Annotated in this window: 14 protein-coding genes; 5 read left to right on the top strand and 9 right to left on the bottom strand. The window is 42.8% G+C overall.

The features are described 5' to 3' along the window. Window positions 1–118: 118 nt before the first annotated feature. Window positions 119–376, top strand: a complete 258-nt coding sequence (locus I6E84_RS06675) for a hypothetical protein (RefSeq protein ID WP_197217012.1) — start codon at window positions 119–121, stop codon at window positions 374–376. Window positions 377–445: 69 nt separating this feature from the next. Next, window positions 446–745 carry a hypothetical protein gene (locus I6E84_RS06670; RefSeq protein ID WP_197217010.1) on the top strand — a complete coding sequence of 100 codons (300 nt, stop codon included), beginning with the start codon at window positions 446–448 and terminating at the stop codon, window positions 743–745. A 47-nt stretch (window positions 746–792) separates the two neighbouring features. Here I6E84_RS06670 and I6E84_RS06665 read toward each other — a convergent pair whose 3' ends face one another. The 4 genes from I6E84_RS06665 to I6E84_RS06650 all read right to left on the bottom strand — a co-directional run bounded on the left by I6E84_RS06665 (window position 793) and on the right by I6E84_RS06650 (window position 5,492). After that, window positions 793–1,440 carry a glutathione S-transferase gene (locus tag I6E84_RS06665; protein WP_197217008.1) on the bottom strand — a complete coding sequence of 216 codons (648 nt, stop codon included), beginning with the start codon at window positions 1,438–1,440 and terminating at the stop codon, window positions 793–795. Window positions 1,441–1,532: 92 nt separating this feature from the next. Continuing rightward, window positions 1,533–3,188 (bottom strand): phosphatase PAP2 family protein, encoded by a 1,656-nt coding sequence (locus tag I6E84_RS06660; protein ID WP_197217006.1) that lies wholly within the window; start codon window positions 3,186–3,188, stop codon window positions 1,533–1,535. 215 nt (window positions 3,189–3,403) lie between these two features. Next, the gene (locus I6E84_RS06655; protein WP_197217004.1) at window positions 3,404–4,441 is read right to left on the bottom strand and encodes a hypothetical protein; all 1,038 of its coding nucleotides are present in this window, start codon (window positions 4,439–4,441) and stop codon (window positions 3,404–3,406) included. 445 nt (window positions 4,442–4,886) lie between these two features. Beyond that, a complete protein-coding gene (locus I6E84_RS06650; RefSeq protein ID WP_197217002.1) occupies window positions 4,887–5,492 on the bottom strand; it encodes a short chain dehydrogenase in 606 nt (201 codons plus the stop codon). A gap of 209 nt (window positions 5,493–5,701) precedes the next feature. On the opposite strand from I6E84_RS06650, the gene I6E84_RS06645 reads away from it, so the two are divergent. Continuing rightward, window positions 5,702–6,586, top strand: coding sequence for a LysR family transcriptional regulator (locus I6E84_RS06645; protein WP_197217000.1), 885 nt, complete (start codon window positions 5,702–5,704; stop codon window positions 6,584–6,586). Window positions 6,587–6,742: 156 nt separating this feature from the next. Here I6E84_RS06645 and I6E84_RS06640 read toward each other — a convergent pair whose 3' ends face one another. The 5 genes from I6E84_RS06640 to I6E84_RS06620 all read right to left on the bottom strand — a co-directional run bounded on the left by I6E84_RS06640 (window position 6,743) and on the right by I6E84_RS06620 (window position 11,313). After that, a complete protein-coding gene (locus tag I6E84_RS06640) occupies window positions 6,743–7,597 on the bottom strand; it encodes a hypothetical protein (protein WP_197216998.1) in 855 nt (284 codons plus the stop codon). Beyond that, window positions 7,584–8,600 carry a YHYH protein gene (locus I6E84_RS06635; protein ID WP_197216996.1) on the bottom strand — a complete coding sequence of 339 codons (1,017 nt, stop codon included), beginning with the start codon at window positions 8,598–8,600 and terminating at the stop codon, window positions 7,584–7,586. Before I6E84_RS06635 ends, I6E84_RS06640 begins: the two co-directional genes overlap by 14 nt. Before the next feature lie 208 nt (window positions 8,601–8,808). Continuing rightward, window positions 8,809–10,032 carry a YHYH protein gene (locus I6E84_RS06630; protein ID WP_197216994.1) on the bottom strand — a complete coding sequence of 408 codons (1,224 nt, stop codon included), beginning with the start codon at window positions 10,030–10,032 and terminating at the stop codon, window positions 8,809–8,811. A 192-nt stretch (window positions 10,033–10,224) separates the two neighbouring features. Beyond that, window positions 10,225–10,758, bottom strand: a complete 534-nt coding sequence (locus I6E84_RS06625; RefSeq protein WP_197216992.1) for a hypothetical protein — start codon at window positions 10,756–10,758, stop codon at window positions 10,225–10,227. Window positions 10,759–10,842: 84 nt separating this feature from the next. Continuing rightward, the gene (locus I6E84_RS06620) at window positions 10,843–11,313 is read right to left on the bottom strand and encodes a MarR family winged helix-turn-helix transcriptional regulator (RefSeq protein ID WP_197216990.1); all 471 of its coding nucleotides are present in this window, start codon (window positions 11,311–11,313) and stop codon (window positions 10,843–10,845) included. A 366-nt stretch (window positions 11,314–11,679) separates the two neighbouring features. Between I6E84_RS06620 and I6E84_RS06615 the strand changes: the two genes are divergently transcribed. Together I6E84_RS06615 and ppc are read left to right on the top strand one after the other, a co-directional pair. Further along, on the top strand, window positions 11,680–12,696 hold the full coding sequence (locus I6E84_RS06615) for a bile acid:sodium symporter family protein (protein ID WP_197216988.1): 1,017 nt from the start codon (window positions 11,680–11,682) through the stop codon (window positions 12,694–12,696). Window positions 12,697–13,221: 525 nt separating this feature from the next. After that, window positions 13,222–15,996: a phosphoenolpyruvate carboxylase gene (gene ppc, locus I6E84_RS06610; protein ID WP_197217315.1), complete on the top strand. Its 2,775-nt coding sequence runs from the start codon at window positions 13,222–13,224 to the stop codon at window positions 15,994–15,996. Window positions 15,997–16,185 lie beyond the last annotated feature (189 nt).

The following is a 16,185-nucleotide window of genomic DNA, read 5'->3' as shown; positions in this document are numbered from 1 at the left end:
TGTACTTAACACTGCAATCCGTTATGATTTCCTTATTCGATAGAGCGACGTTCTATTTGTATATTTCTAACCACTCAATAAATACTCATACTTATAATGAGATTAAAAGGACCTTACTATGAAAAACTTTAACTTGAAAAACATCGCTATCAGCTCACTATTGGCTGTATCTACTTGCTTTGCTATGATCGGTCCAGCGAATGCTGCACAAAAAGTTGTTGTGGTTAAAGATAAATATCAACCAAAACAAGCGGTTGTCGTTAAAAACAAGTCTAAAGCAAAAAAAGTTGTCGTAGCGAAAGCGAAACCTAAAGCAAAACAAGTGGTCGTAGCGAAAGCAAAAACTCCAACAAAGAAAGTGGTCATCGTTCGATAGAGCAAATGTATATTTACACCTCTTTAACCACTTAATAAATGCTTATAATGAGCTTAAAAGGGCTTTACCATGAAAAAATTCAACATGAAAAACATTGCCATCAGCTCACTAATTGCTTTATCTACTTGCTTTGCAATGGTCGGCACAGCAAATGCCGCCCAACAAGTGGTCGTAGTCAAAGACAAGCATCAGACAAAAAAAACTGTCGTCGTTAAAGCAAAGCCTAAAGCAAAACAAGTGGTCTTCGTGAAATCAAAACCTAAAGCCAAAAAAGTGGTCTTCGTGAAATCAAAACCTAAAGCCAAAAAAGTGGTCGTGGTTAAAGACAAGCATCCAGCAAAAAAAGTGGTCTTCGTGAAATCAAGATAGACCAAGCGAGACCGATACCGTATACAGCTTCTATAGAACCCGTTATATTAAGTAGGGAACACCACTACCTCATCGCCCTCCTGCCATGGCTGAAACTTAGTCATGGCTTGTATGAATAATAGATGCGCCAACCAATTTTTTAGCCATAGTTGCAATTTCGGATAAGGCAAACTATAAAAGATATCACGATCTACATGGGCAAACTGGCGAACGAACGGCATAATACCAATATCAGCAACAGTCACGCTATTGCCTAGTAGATACGTATTCTTAGTCAATAGAGCTTCTAAATCCTGCAAAAAAACTTCACCCTGTTGCCGATACTCTGTCTGAGTCATTTCAGGGTGACGATCGGCATATTTGTAGCGATCGAGCCACTGTTTAAACTCATTGTCGTTTTGTGCAATCAAAGATTTGCCCTGAGATAAAACGCTTTCATCCAGCAGTCCTTGCGGATCTTTTTGCTCAAGCGCCCACATCATTATCTCTGCACTCTCTTCAAGCACAGAACCATCTAAAAGCTGTAATACTGGCACCGTACCTTTTGGACTAATCGCTAGCATCTGCTCTGGCTTGTTCTTTAGCGTGATTTCTCGTAGCTCTACCGGTAACTCGGCAAATAATAAACCAAGACGAGCACGCATAGCATAGGGACAGCGACGAAAAGAGTACAAGCAAGGCAGCGAAGCGTTCATAGACATTTCCATAGTTGAATAGGAATTAAGCAATAGGTAAATAGAAAATAAAGAAAAAGTAGCAGGCGCAGACCCACTGATATCAATGTGCATTAATGAGTTGTTGGATATTCGATAGATTTATAATTGGCCATCGCTTTCACCAATGGCTGTGGCAGATAAGCATCTGTCAGGTGCGCATGTGGATAATGCTGTTCAATCCACGATTGATAATTATGGATGGTTAGCGTACCACAATATAATAAATATAGAACCTGCACGCCAATGCTGCGCGACAATCCCATCACACAATGGAAATTGATAAGCGTGATGAGGCTATCTTTTACCTGATCATCTTTTACCTGACTACCCTCTACCCAACTCTCATTATCAGCAGTTATCGCTCGCGTTTCTGCTGATTGTGTCAAATCTTCAATTCGCTTAAATAGATCAATATAATCTTTAAGCAATACATCACTCAATGGCTGCAAATCCAGTAAAGGTAGATATAAATAATGGACAGGCATCTTAGTAATACCGTTAGCAACTACTTCAAGCTTATCAACATGGCTAGATATCTCAGCGGCTAAATCAACGACGATAATCTGATAGTGAACTGAGGGCAGCAGTTTTTCTGGCAAACTCGACCACTCTAATGAAGTGCAGTCAAACAGCCAATGCACTAAATGGCTATGCAAATCAGCCTGCCTCAATCGAGGGGAAGCAACCACCTCGACTGTATTACTAATAGCATATGGCGTGAGTGGATATTTCTGACCTTTTGAGAAAACTTTAAAATACCACTGTCCCAAAAATGACATCCCATTGTAAATGATAATGATGGGCGCAAACTTCATCCAAGTATATACGGTGAGTCGTCCACTATTGGACTTTTGAAACCAGCGTGTATCCCGTATTGGCTTGGCCTGTTGATAGGCACAAGCCAACATTGTAAAACTGATTAACCAATATAGAGCAATAATAATGGCTAAGGTTTCTATAGACTCAAACGCTATCATACTCATATTAGCAAGGTAAAAGCCTCCTATCGCTATCAATAAAAACCCAATGCTACCTAGTGCTAAGTGCTTGATTACCAGTGCATTACGGATTCGATTCGAAAGCATAAGCACCAAAATGGCCAACACTGCCCCGCCTAGCATGTCTAGCAAATGATGTTGATACGTCAACACCGTTGAAAGTGCTATCAATGTACATATGCCAGTCAGTAATAATCGATAAGCCACTGAAATCCACTGTTTTTTAGACGCTGCCACATCCCATAGCGATACGCCAAGCAAGATGGCATAAGTGACATGCAATGATGGTAGCTGATTAAATGGCTTGTCCACCAATTGTAAAAACTGATAGCCAAACTGCGTCCAATCATCAGGTACAGCTCGATTAAATGAGAAACGTGCAGGATAAAAATAGAAGATCAAGCAGGCAAAAACAGTCGCCAAGATTAAGCGCCATGTCAGTAAGGATAACTGCGTGGACGTGCGTACTAAAAAAAAGCCGACCACAAATAAAATCAACGACCAGCTATAAGGGATTATCATAACCGGCATAAAAGGTATGACGACATCAAATGGTGTGGCCAAATTATGAATGCTCGAAGGGGCAATCTCATATAAGGAAACGCTATAGAATGTCGTCACATTATAAAGCAAATAAAATATCGCTAACGCAAGGCATAGATGCCGAAAGCGCGTGGATATCGATAGCGCATGAGTCGTGGACAAAAGATGCGTAGACAAATTATTCAATGACATAGCCTTGAGATATTGCTGAACGGTTTGTATTCGCTAGGTATAGCTACAGAATGAAGTATAGCAAATCACTTTTTATAAGATACAACGAAGACAAAAAAACCAACCTTTGGAGGTTGGTTTTTTATTGCCACTACTGCTACATACAAGCGATTCAGTTTAAAAGTAGTACAAGGCAACCGAGTGTAGAGGTATATTAGGGTCTGTTGAAATTAATTGACTGTATGACGTACCAGCACTTCATTGTCTAAAATGACATTGGTTGACCATATAAAACGCGCATCCGCATCTGCGTCATCGAATATGTCTGAAAAATCAGTATAAGCCGACTTATTATCGACCCCAATCTCATCATTGGTAAATAGTGTTGCCTTTGGCCAAGCACTATCGTCAAAGTCTTTCGCGTACCAGTTTGCAGGCACCTCCCAATGTAGGGCATAGTCCTGTGATCCTTCTTCAAGCCCCTCAGTTGAGCACTCTGAGGTTATACGTAATGCGCCCTGCTCTGTCGCACAACTGAGGTCGCGAATTGGCGCACTATAGAAAGTTTGGGCTTTCCAGCTGTCATCCGTTTTGGCGATGATTTTATTATCTGCATTTTTAAATACTGCAACCATGCCACCATCACCCGGATGATAGGCATGACCCTGATTGTCCTCTGAGCCGATACCGCTGTTTCCCTCCCAGTCGACCAGTTTCATCGCCACGGTAAAGGGCTGCTTGACCTTAAATTGCAGAATATTTGAGTTGAACTGGGTAAAAGGGACATTGTCTTTGCCTACTGCAACACCATTAATATACATCTCAAAATAGTTGTCTGCAAAAACATATGCCGTCACTACTTCACCATCCGCATCAATCTCGATAATGTCAGAAGGATCTAATGCATCACGTGCCTCTTGAGCTGACGCATAACTCACGCCAGTACAAGGATTGTTCAGGTCTCCAGCAATTGGAAACTTGCTATCCGTAAAGTTGACCTCTGCTGGCACGGTCCACGTCTTACCATCGGTACTTTTTATATGACCAATCGGCGCGTTTCTACCATTTTTACAGTCGTACAGTGACGGTACATCGATACTCGCCTTGCCCTGTGAGACAGAGGCTGTTCCCTTATAGTTACTCGTTGATGGCAGTTCAGAGTTATTGGCTACGGCAACCGTGTTGTCGTGGCTACAAGCACTCAGCGCATAAGCCATCGCTGCTATCGTAGCAATAGTCAGGCCTGTTTTTGGTGAGGCAAATTTCATTTTTTCTATCCTATTCAGATGTCTGCATTGAATATAGTAAATATCATTCAATTTAAATATTCTCTAATATTATATTACATAAAATCTAATAAATATAAATTTAAGAGAGATATTTTAAATATCTGTACATTGAATAATTTTGCTTAGCATGGCTAGGGCATGTCCTCAATTCAATCGACAGTCCTCTAAATGAGTTAAAAATGGCTAAATCTTGCCAAATGGCGTCAAATAGCTGACTAATATCTCGATATTATCTGCGCTATTTTCCTTGTTTGACTACAATTTATCTCATTTTTATCACCATTTTTAAAATGAGGACACGCCCTAGAACGTGTCCCCAATCTCAACAAGAGCGGTAGCAGAAAGCAAAAAAGCCAGCTTACTATAAGCTGACTTTTGGGTAAAAAAATTGCCTGATAAAACAGCAGTGTTTAGTTAATGATAGTTAAGCGTCAACAACAATCACTTCACCAGTAATAAAACCATCTACTGAACGCTCGAACGCTTTACCTACCAATGCACTTGGTACTGGCTCAAAACCTGGCATCATCTCACCATACACATCCCATGCTTCGACCAATACCGTTGGATTCACCACATTAATACGGGTATTTCTTGGCATCTCTAGCGAAACACATTGCACAAAAGTATCAATAGCACCGCTCGTTGTAGCATCTGCAATGGCGTAAGGAATCGGCTTTTTATTCAAAATACCACTAATCAAAGTAAATGAGCCTGCATCGGCAATATACTCTTGACCAATACGCACCAGATTAATTTGTCCCATCATTTTACTCATCACAGTGGTCATCCACTGGGCTTCTGTCATCTCTGCAAAGCTTGCATACTCGCAAAGCCCAACAGTATTCACTACCGCATCAAAATGACCAACCGTTTCATAAAGCGCTCTAATAGATTGCTCATTAGTAATATCTACAATGTGATCCACGTCGCCAGAACGACCGGCAGTAATCACCGTATGATTGCCAAGACCGCTTAACGCTGCTTGACCCATTTTGCCCAATGCACCAATTAAAATAACCGTTTTCATTTTTTTCTCCGAGGTTTGTTTTGATGTGTTGATAATAAGCCACTCAACCAACAATTAAAAACAAATAATTCCTGTTAGTGATACAATTATTATTGGTTTATAGTATTGATTATGAGCTGGTTGCTAGCAATGTATTAGCTGCAGATCAACAAGCAGTGGACGACTGGTTAAATACTATGAGGCGAACGTTCTGACAATGGAGAGGTACATTGAGTAAATTAGACAGATTAGACATCAAACAACTGCGTGTGTTTCAAGCGCTCATACGTGAGCAAAGTGCCTCTAAAGCAGCAGCGCAGCTAGGGCTTACGCAGCAAGCGGTCAGTGAGCAGTTAAAAAAACTACGCGACGTTTTTGATGATCGATTGTTTCTTCGCAAAACCAATGGGTTTATTGCCACCCCCTTTGCACAGACTCTATCCGTGAGTGTTGATAAGCTGCTGAATGATTTTAATACCCTAGTGTCACCAACCACGTTTGACCCCAGCACCGTGGACGGCACCTTTGTTGTTGCGGCCACTGATTACGCACAGCAAATAGTCTTGCCAACATTGATTGCCCTAATAAGGACACAAGCCCCTAACTTAAAGGTGATAGTGAGGGACTTTGAAATTGATAAGCTCAATGAATTGATGGAGAGTGGTCACGTTAATCTGGCGATTGCCTTTCCTGATTACATTCCAGACAGTTATCCTATTTTGACCCTATTTGAAGAGCAGCATGTTTGTGTCGCATCACCAAATGCCACTATTTTGAAAGGCACACCTACCTTGGCCGACGTGGCACAATATCCTAGTATCATCGCCTCACCATCACGCCCTAACTTTAAAGGCTCTGTTGATGATTGGTTTAAATCGTTTGGTTTAAAAAGAAACGTGGTGGTGTCTGCGCCCTGTTTTTCGGTCGTACCACTGTATCTTGACACAACGGATTCCATTGCTTTTTTGCCTTCTCGTGCTATCAAGGGATTAAATTTAATTGAGATTAAACTTGAACACACACCGGATACGTTCGATGTGATTGCCGCTTGGCACCCACGTTATCATGAGGATGCATTGCAGCGCTGGGTGATATCACTACTCAAAGACAAATGATAGACCTGTAATCAGTCAACAGAGCCTATCAGCTATAGTCAAAGAAGTCTAAAACGGCTACAAGGCAGCCGACCGCAGATTGTACAACTAGTACCTCTAGGTAGGGTAACACCGTAGCGGTTTAGTGGTTCGCTGACTATATAACGATTCATACTCTTACTGTTTCTTTTTAAAGAACCACCTTGCACCTATCAACAATGCTATCACAGCACCAATACCTAACACATAAACAGAACCAAACAAGGTTTTGTCTGCTGTCGCCAATGTCGGTGTGCTTGCTAGCTTTACATTCTTATCTAAAATACTATCTGGTGCTGTATCCGCAGATTCATGTGAATGATGGTTGTCTGCATCGTGAGTACCTTCATCATGGATGCCTTTGTCATGAGCATTTTCATCATGGTGATGTCCTTCTTGACTGCTTGCATCATGAGTATGCGTATGAGAGTCATCAGCTGTCATCGGTAAGGCATCACTACTATTTTGTTGCCACTGCCCATCAACCAACTGTAAGCTCAGCTGATGCTGATTGCTGTCACGAAGCGTATATTGCGTCTTTGGAAATTGGTCAGACAACAATACAACCGTCATCCGATTACCATGCAAATCTTTAAAAAATGTATTGGTCAAATCAATAGATTCAACCGTATCGCCAGTACCCTGCGCTTCGGCAGAAAACTGAGTCGCATGACCTAGCTGCACACTTGGATTAACGACCTTAATGGGCTGGTCATTGATAGATAAAGTCAATGATTTAATAAAGTGCTCATTGGCTAACTGTTGAAACTCCTCAGCCGTTTTATACGCATCGGGTGAATACGTTTCGTTAATTTGCGCTTCTACCCCAGTCAACGCCCCATCTAGACGCATAGAGTAATTGCCATCCGCAGCTTGCGACAATATAAAAGTCGAGTTATTAGGGTTATGCGCAGTCGCATTAACGCTCACGATACTCAGCCCAAATGCAGCTAAGCACGCAACTGTTTTTGATGACAAATTAATCTTCAGCATACACACCACGCAGTCCGTCGATAAAGTTATTGTTGCCTGCTTTGTCCACATGATAGTGATACCCTCTCACCTCATCATAATGCCCGCGAGCTTCATCAAGGTCAGTATATTCGTTACCATCCGCATCTGTATTGGCATAAATACCATAACCATCAAGCGCGTAACCAATCATTGGCGCATGACTGTCGTCTTGTGCAATTTTGGTCGTCACACCAGTAGCAGCATGATAATGGTAACCTTCATGAGAATTGATATGACCACCGGCATCGTCAAACGGTGCAATCGTATAGGCTGCCAAAATATTACTGACAGGCGCTGGTGCATCAAAACGTACGCCATTAAAGGCAATACCGCGCACCGATGGGCCTCTAGCCTGAGGGCCTGGACCACCGAATTCAGTAATACTGGATGCGGCTTTTGGTGTGACTGGAATATAGAAAGTATCGGTCAAGTCTTCTACATACTCTGGCAAGCATTCAACGCAATAGTTGCGGTATTCGTCACCAACCCTAGGGTCTGCCGCAGCCACACATTCCTCAAGCGTTGAGGTTTTCATGATTTTACCAGTGGTCTTGTTGTACATATTCCAATTACTGTCACCATAGAACTGTGATAAGTTTTTGATGAACTCACCATCAACATCATGAACCTCACCATCCTCTAGCCAAATACCCCCTTTTGAGGCATCATCTGCAATATTGCTTGGACACCATGGCCCCATACCAACGTCACTTGGCTTGTTTTCAGTAACGATTTTATAGCATTCACCAGTGCTACCATCTGACAACGAGCATGACACTTTACTAATAGGCTCAACTAAGCCTTCACTTAAGAAGTAAGACGGTTGCACCGAAGGCATAACGGTATCTGCATTTTTGCTAGACACACTGGTCGTGGCGCTTGCATTGGTATTCGACACCTCGCTACTACAAGCGAACAGTCCGCCCGATGCTAGTGTCAATGCTAAGCAGCTTAAGCCAAATTTGGCAGTAGAAAGTTGCATGAATAGTGTCCTCTTTATATGAATAATTGATTAATTCCATATATAAATTAATTGTTAACAATTAGAAAGTTTTAATGAGTCTGACAAAAAATGGAGATGACTAGAATTTTACCCAACCTACAAGCCACACAAATTATTGTTGTAGCTTGTAGGGTTTATAAAATGAGACCCGTATGCAAAAGCTTAGCAAGTCAAAGGGTTGACGAGATCAATCTTGGTTGGGTAATGCAGCTTTCAACGCCGCTTCGGTCACACCGAGGTCTTTGGCAGCAGCGGCAGTGTCGAGCTGTCTTCCGCCATTTTTCATAATCGCGCTTAACAAGTCAGCTTCTGAAACACCAAGTGTTGTCGCTGCCGTATCAAAACCTGGGGGCGTAGCCTGGCCTGGACCTCCTGCTCCTGTGCCATTTTCAGCACCGATGGCTTGTTTGGCAGTGGTCGTGAAGTTATCCTGAGCAACTACACCGCTCAAGCAACTTGGCAAGTTCGGAAACTCTGTCGATGCGTGGTAGTGGTAAGTGCCTTTAGGGTTTTCAAGGGTGGCGCTGGTGTGTCCGTTGCAGGCATCCAGATCGGTCGGTATCTTGCCATCGCTGTCCACGCTACCGTAGATAGCATAACCGTCAAAAGCATAGGCAAACAGGGCATCAGCCTTCTGCTCTAGGGCACAACTAGCATCGACATGGTCATGCTCGAACACTGAGTTGATGTCTGTTGAGGTGGCATGCCAGTGGTACCAGCCACCCGGATCAATATGGCCGCCGCACGTGTCGAGCGCAGGCATGTGTCCGGTTTGTAGCACTGAAGGCGCATCCGCAAAAATAGGCACGCCATCAAGAGCCAACCCAACTTTGGCCACAGTCCCTAGACTGGTTTCTTCGTCAGACTTGACAGGCGACAATGGCAATAAAATAGTCATCTCGACCGATTCATCAGCCGAGGCAGACAAGCAGGCATTACTGACCGTTGGCTGGGTCGTACGCACGTCGACGATATTCACCTTGCCGTCAGCGTCATAGAATTGGTAACCCTGCGTCTCCAACATGGTCAAAAACTTTTCATCGATACGATAGAGCCCTGATTTTTCGCCATCCCAGTTCCAGACACCACCTTTGTCATCTAGCGTCTCTGGGCAAAACGGCCCAATTTTCAAGTTATCAGGTTGATGCTTGACCACTATCTTTGCACACTTGGCAGCGTCGCCGTTTTCTAATGTACAGTCTACAGTTTCAGGGGCCTTTACAAGGGCATCTTGGCTGATGCGTGTCATATCAACACCACCATTAGCAATGCGATCAGCTTCTGAAACTGATAGCGTTTGACTAGTCTCGTTAGCAGCTTCTACCGAATATTGCTCAGCAAGTTGACTACAAGCGGTTAGCGTTAATGCCATACTGATCAGTATGCTATTGTAAAGTATCTTTGTTTTCATAAACCCTCTATTGTGAACAGTAATTATCATAAATTATCAAAAAAAAATTAATCTTGTCACTGGTATTCGACCATGGCACTGATGACATTGGCTCTAATGACATTGACACTTATAACCCTGACAGCGACTATTTTTTAGTCGATTCGCAGGTGAAAATGGTCGTGTTTTTTATAACGAATACCACGCTACCGATTAAAACTTGCCAAGCTCTAACACGGTTTCTGCAGTGACCGTATTGCCTTTATAGGTTTGAACCGTGACGTAATATTCATGGCCACTACCACCAGAACAAGGTGGCATATAGGCTCCCTCTTTGTCCCAGCCAGCACCGCGATGTTCTGCAATTATTTCAAACCCTTTTGGCATCTCATAACTGTGTCCAGCCACAATCGGTAACTGAACCGCAGTTGCGCCTTTTGGTAGGGTGTAATTCATAATGCCATGCCCGCCATTGTTCATTTTTTTAGAGTCGCGGTCACTGTATACCAACACTACACTGTCTGACCCTGCTGGAATATCAGATACGCTCAGCTTGGGCGTACCTGGATTGACCCCATCAAATTTTTGGCACTGTTGTCCCTTGGGTATCGTTGCTCCATCCCATTTGCTATCCACAAAATTTACATCGAGCGCAAAGGCGTAAGAAGACGTGGTTAGTAACGTCAGTAAAGATAGGTGTTTGATAATATTTTTTGATCGAACAAGTGATTGAATAGAGGTCGACATCGTAAATTTCCTGATAGCTAGTTAGACTGAATAGGTGAAAAATCTCTTATAAAAACACTAATATTAAGACTGTTTTAAAGTTAATTATGCGGAAGCTAATTCTTCTGAATTTGAGCTATTCTCGCCTGGTGTAAAACCACCAAACGCATTGCGTAGCTCATGAGTAATCCTGGCAAGTTGCGTCGCATTTTCAGACCCTATCGCCTCATATATTTCTTGATCTAATTCGCGCCATACCTCATAAATCTGCGTTAATAGACCTTTCCCGTGCTTGGAGAGCTTGAGGACGTTACTGCGCAGCTCATGCTCATCGACACGCCTTTCGATTAAACCCGCTGTCAATAAGCGTGCGGTCATCGTGCTCATACTTGCAGCAGACAATCCAAACTCGTCAGCCAACTGCACTTGTGATGCTTGCCCCATTCTTCCGAGCGCATCTAACACGCGTGCTTGACGCGGCATAACCTCCAAAGGGGTCAGTTTGGTACGTAGACGCTCTTCGATGAGATGACCACAATGCAAAAAAAAGTGAAACTGATAAGGTTGATTAGGCATATTAGATATTATTTAGTTAGCATGTTAATTGTTAGTATGCTAACTATATAACACTATTGCAAAGAATGACGTTAATCTGCATAGCATTTTATACATATGCTTCATAAATAAAGTGTTATGTAGATTACATACACTAAATCATAAGGAATTATAACGGCATCTAAAATTGTGGAATTTAAAGAAAGGTAACGATATGGTCAGCTATCCGTAATTTTTACCAAATAATCCCCTCTGTATCAAAAATGGAAAATATTTAAAGTTGTCATAATAGCAACTTATTGTTGGCTAAAAACACCCCAAACCTATTGGAAATACAACGGTTTTAAACTTATACTTTAGTATTTTTCGACTTAGAAGGAGTGAGAGATGCAGTTTTTAGGGATGATAAGTCAGCAATTGAGTCGATTTACAGCATTGGTTATTATTTTGGCAGCGGCAGTGACATTTATAGAGCCTGCGACTTTTTCTTGGGTAACAGGCGATACCCAAGTCATCGTGCTGGGTGTCATCATGCTTGCTATGGGCATGACGTTAGGCAAAGAAGATTACAAAGTATTGGCCAAGCGCCCACTAGATATTTTTATTGGTTCTATCATTCAATATACCGTGATGCCAATATTGGCAATTGGCGTGGCAAGACTGTTTGATCTCTCACCCGGCTTGACACTCGGTTTAGTCTTAGTCGGCACTTGTCCAGGTGGTGTGTCTTCGAACATCATGAGCTATCTGGCTAAAGGTGATGTTGCGTTTTCAGTAGGTATGACCACTGTCTCAACCATCATTGCGCCTTTAGTAACACCACTTTGGTTGAATTATTTGGTAGGTCAATCTGTAGAAATGGATGGCTGGGGCATGTTCCGCTTTATGCTTCTAGTGACGTTGTTACCAGTCGCTATTGGTTCTATGCTAAATATTTTATTTCACAACAAGCACTGGTTTAATGATGTACGTGCCATTATGCCAGGCGTTGCTGTCTTGGCTTTTGCCGCGATCGTCGGTGGCGTTGCAGCCGTATTTGGCAGTCAGTTTTTACAATCAGGATTGGTTGTCATTTTAGCCATTGCCGTACACAATATCATCGGCTATGTATTGGGCTACTACTCAGGCGCATTCTTTGGTATGAATAAAGCCAAAAAACGCACCATATCGATTGAGGTTGGGGTGCAAAATGCAGGATTGGCCACGGGTTTAAGTACCAAGTTTTTCCCTGGTAATGCAGAATCTGCCATCGCTGCTGCCGTTGCTTGTATCTGGCATTCTGTATCCGGCTCTGTATTGGCAAATATCTTTGCTTGGTGGGATAAGCGTCAGCAAGCAAAATTACCTACTACTATCGATGCGGAAGCCATCGTAGATCTTGGTAAACCCATCAAAAATAGTTAATATTATTGAAAAAGGTAAGACTAAAAGCACCACGCTAGGGCGTGTCATCCATCTTTCTGATATAAAGACCCACAATCTAAAGGATGATACGCCCTAGATTATTGGCTACTAGCCAGCTAATTCAATATAGTCAAGTCCATATAAATCCGCTACATCGTCATCCTCGCTAAGCATACTAATGTATAACTTGCACTCGGTTTCCTTGTATCGAAATTATATTGAACCGACTATAGCAATACCCTTGATCGCAACTTCATATCTTAAAGCAACTTTATTAAACGACAGTGAATTCATTTTGAAGTACTGTCGTAGAGTGAATGTAAGTTGTTTGATAATTTTGATAAGTTCTAAATGCATTCCGCGAGAAAAATTTATACCAGTGGCACATTAGTTTTGCTATGGTTAGTGTGGTAAATTGCTTGGACAGTCAAAATAATAAAAGCAGCCAATGAATACCCGTCAATAACAATATATTAAAATCATGATTTTCATATATTGCCAACCCATTTAATGAGAAGGTTAATGATGACTATAGATAATAACGTATTACGTGAGCGCATCAGCTTATTAGGATCATTTTTAGGCGATGCGATTTCTCGCCAAACTGGCGAAAAAACAATTCACACGATTGAAACTCTACGCAAAGGTTTTATTCAACAACGCCGTGAGCCTAACGAGGAAAACAAGCAGCAGCTCATCGACTTCATTGCCTCTTTAGACAATCAAACCTTAAAAAATGTCATCCGTAGCTTTTCTATCTATTTTTTCCTTGCCAATCTAAGTGAAGAAAACTACCTACGTGAGCAACGCCACGCCCAACGCATGCAGTCAGAACATAGCTGGGAAGGCTCGTTCCGTCGTACGCTACTTGAGTGCCGTGAGCGCAATATCGAACCTGCCCAAATGCAAGAGCTGATTGATCAGCTAAAGTTTATACCTGTATTCACCGCCCATCCTACAGAAGCTCGTCGCCGCACAACGATGAACATGTTGCAAAGCCTATTCACACACAGCGATGCGCTAAACAATCTGGATAAAAACAGTGTCGCTTACGAGCAGGCAAAAGACCAAACCGCACAAACGATTGACTTATTATGGTCATCTGATGAAGTGCGTACACGTAAGCCATTGGTTTATGATGAAATCAATAATGGACTGCACTACTTTAATGCCAGTTTGTTTAATGCCATTCCTAAAGTGTATCGCAATATTAAAAAAGCCATCATTGATATCTACCCAGAGCTGACAGACTATCCACTACCTGCATTTATTAGCTTTGGCTCTTGGATCGGTGGCGACAGAGATGGCAATCCTTTTGTGACTTTTGAAACCACAGAACGTGCCGTCCTAATGCATGCAGACACGGTGTTGCGTCACTATCAAGTGTTGATCAAAAAACTGCGCCGCCAGCTCATTCACAGTGATACGATCGTGACGGTCGAGCCTGAGGTGTATGCCAAAATCAAAAGTTATGACGAACTCGATCAGCGAGTATTTGACTACAATCTCGATGATTACAGCAACGAGCCTTATCGTCGACTGCTCTCTATCATTCTTGCTAAAGTCAAAGCCACCAATCGCCGCATTCAAAGCAAAGGCACGGATATCGAGGCCGAAAAAGACGCTTACCGCAATCCAGAAGAGTTATTAGAAGACCTACGCATTATCCGTCATAGCGTGAATACTCATGACACAGCACATGCAGATGGGTTATTGCTCGATGTCGTTCGTCTGGTCAAAACCTGCGGCTTTCATTTGGCGGCGCTCGATATCCGTCAGGAGTCGTCTTATCATAGCGAAGTCATTGCCGATATTTTTGCCAGTGCCTCTAACCTACCAGACTATCAAGCGCTCAGTGAAGTAGAGCGTCGAGAGTGGCTGACACGCTTGCTAGAAAAACCGGGCACACCGCTCATTTATACTGACAACCTAGCAGACAAAACACGCGAGCAGTTAGCGCTGATGAATTCAGTCGCTACCCTACGCAAATTGGTTGGTCAAGACACCTTTGGCAGTTACGTGATTTCAATGACTAATAATGCCAGTCAGCTACTAGAAGTGTTGCTGTTAATGCGATTTGCAGGCTTATGTACGATTGATGCTGACGGTCAATTGTCTGCTGACCTACCTGTCGCACCGTTGTTTGAGACCATCGAAGATCTTAAAAACATCGATAAAATCTTGCCTGCCGTGTTAGACAACCCACTGTATCGTGGACTGCTACAGAATACCGATAACACGCAAGAGATCATGTTGGGTTACTCAGACTCATCGAAAGATGGCGGCATTATCACTTCAGCATGGCAGCTTTATAGTGCACAGCAAACCATCAACCATATCGCTGAGCAATATGGCATCAAAACACGACTGTTCCATGGTCGCGGCGGATCTGTGAGCCGTGGTGGTGGGTCAACGCATAATGCCATCGCTGCACAGCCCGCTGGCACGCTACATGGTCAGATTAAAGTGACTGAACAAGGCGAAGTGCTATATGCTAAGTATGCCAATACGGATACCGCTGTATTTGAGCTGACCATGGGTATCACGGGCACACTCAAAGCCTGCTCTTCAAGGTTTGTGGTGCAACCTACTGAGTTACCAGAGTATGAAGCGCTGTTTGCACGCTTAGCAGACGCAGGTGAACAACGCTATCGCGAGCTGACCGATCATACCGAAGGGTTTTATAAATTCTACTCGCAAGTGACGCCTGTTCAAGAAATCTCTCTGTTAAACATTGGCTCACGTCCTGCCCATCGCAAAAAAGGCCTACCAAGTAAAACTACCTTGCGAGCGATTCCTTGGGTGTTTGGCTGGTCATTGGCACGCTTTACCCTACCTGCTTGGTATGGCGTCGGTAGTGCGCTGCATAGTGTCAAAGCTGACGAAGCATTAATGAAAGAGATGAATAAGCACTGGCCATTTTTTAGCGTGTTTATCAGCAATATCGAAATGGCTTTTACCAAGTCAGAGATGAATATTGCCGAGGCTTATAGCCAACTGTGTGATGATGAGCCGTTACGCGAAAAAATCATGACAGCTGTCACCGATGAATACACGCTGACCAATTCAGGCTTAAACTCTCTGCTTGAACAAGACTCTTTATTATCCAATCAGCAAAACCTTGCTTCATCCCTGCAATGGCGTGACGCTTATCTAGACCCGATCAACTATATACAGATTGAGCTGTTAAAGCGTTCTAGACAAGCAGAGGACTCAAATGATAGCGAGAACCTGCAAGTTGAAGACCCATTAATCCGTAGTATCAATGCGCTAGCAGCAGGCTTACGCAATACTGGTTAGAATGGCTGTCGCATAAACAAGATACTGATATAGATTACCCCTAAATATTGAGGTTCCGTGAGCGGAGCCTCAATTTTTTCATTATGCTTGAATATACTTCAAAATAAACAGCTTATTTTTAGTAGTACTAGAGATAAGCATGTCAGCTAAGATAACTGGTCGCATTCAAACGGGCTTGGCAGGTAATCT

Source organism: Psychrobacter sp. SCQQ22 (genome assembly GCF_015864605.1).
Classification (GTDB): domain Bacteria; phylum Pseudomonadota; class Gammaproteobacteria; order Pseudomonadales; family Moraxellaceae; genus Psychrobacter; species Psychrobacter fozii.
This window is presented reverse-complemented; position numbering and strand designations above follow the sequence as displayed.

What these genes read in the sequence shown, in the direction of transcription:
- I6E84_RS06675 (WP_197217012.1), top strand. Translation starts at nt 119, where the DNA reads ATGAAAAACTTTAACTTGAAAAACATCGCTATCAGCTCACTATTGGCT.
- I6E84_RS06670 (WP_197217010.1), top strand. Translation starts at nt 446, where the DNA reads ATGAAAAAATTCAACATGAAAAACATTGCCATCAGCTCACTAATTGCT.
- I6E84_RS06665 (WP_197217008.1), bottom strand. Translation starts at nt 1,440, where the DNA reads ATGAACGCTTCGCTGCCTTGCTTGTACTCTTTTCGTCGCTGTCCCTAT.
- I6E84_RS06655 (WP_197217004.1), bottom strand. Translation starts at nt 4,441, where the DNA reads ATGAAATTTGCCTCACCAAAAACAGGCCTGACTATTGCTACGATAGCA.
- I6E84_RS06650 (WP_197217002.1), bottom strand. Translation starts at nt 5,492, where the DNA reads ATGAAAACGGTTATTTTAATTGGTGCATTGGGCAAAATGGGTCAAGCA.
- I6E84_RS06640 (WP_197216998.1), bottom strand. Translation starts at nt 7,597, where the DNA reads ATGCTGAAGATTAATTTGTCATCAAAAACAGTTGCGTGCTTAGCTGCA.
- I6E84_RS06635 (WP_197216996.1), bottom strand. Translation starts at nt 8,600, where the DNA reads ATGCAACTTTCTACTGCCAAATTTGGCTTAAGCTGCTTAGCATTGACA.
- I6E84_RS06630 (WP_197216994.1), bottom strand. Translation starts at nt 10,032, where the DNA reads ATGAAAACAAAGATACTTTACAATAGCATACTGATCAGTATGGCATTA.
- I6E84_RS06625 (WP_197216992.1), bottom strand. Translation starts at nt 10,758, where the DNA reads ATGTCGACCTCTATTCAATCACTTGTTCGATCAAAAAATATTATCAAA.
- I6E84_RS06620 (WP_197216990.1), bottom strand. Translation starts at nt 11,313, where the DNA reads ATGCCTAATCAACCTTATCAGTTTCACTTTTTTTTGCATTGTGGTCAT.
- I6E84_RS06615 (WP_197216988.1), top strand. Translation starts at nt 11,680, where the DNA reads ATGCAGTTTTTAGGGATGATAAGTCAGCAATTGAGTCGATTTACAGCA.
- ppc (WP_197217315.1), top strand. Translation starts at nt 13,222, where the DNA reads ATGACTATAGATAATAACGTATTACGTGAGCGCATCAGCTTATTAGGA.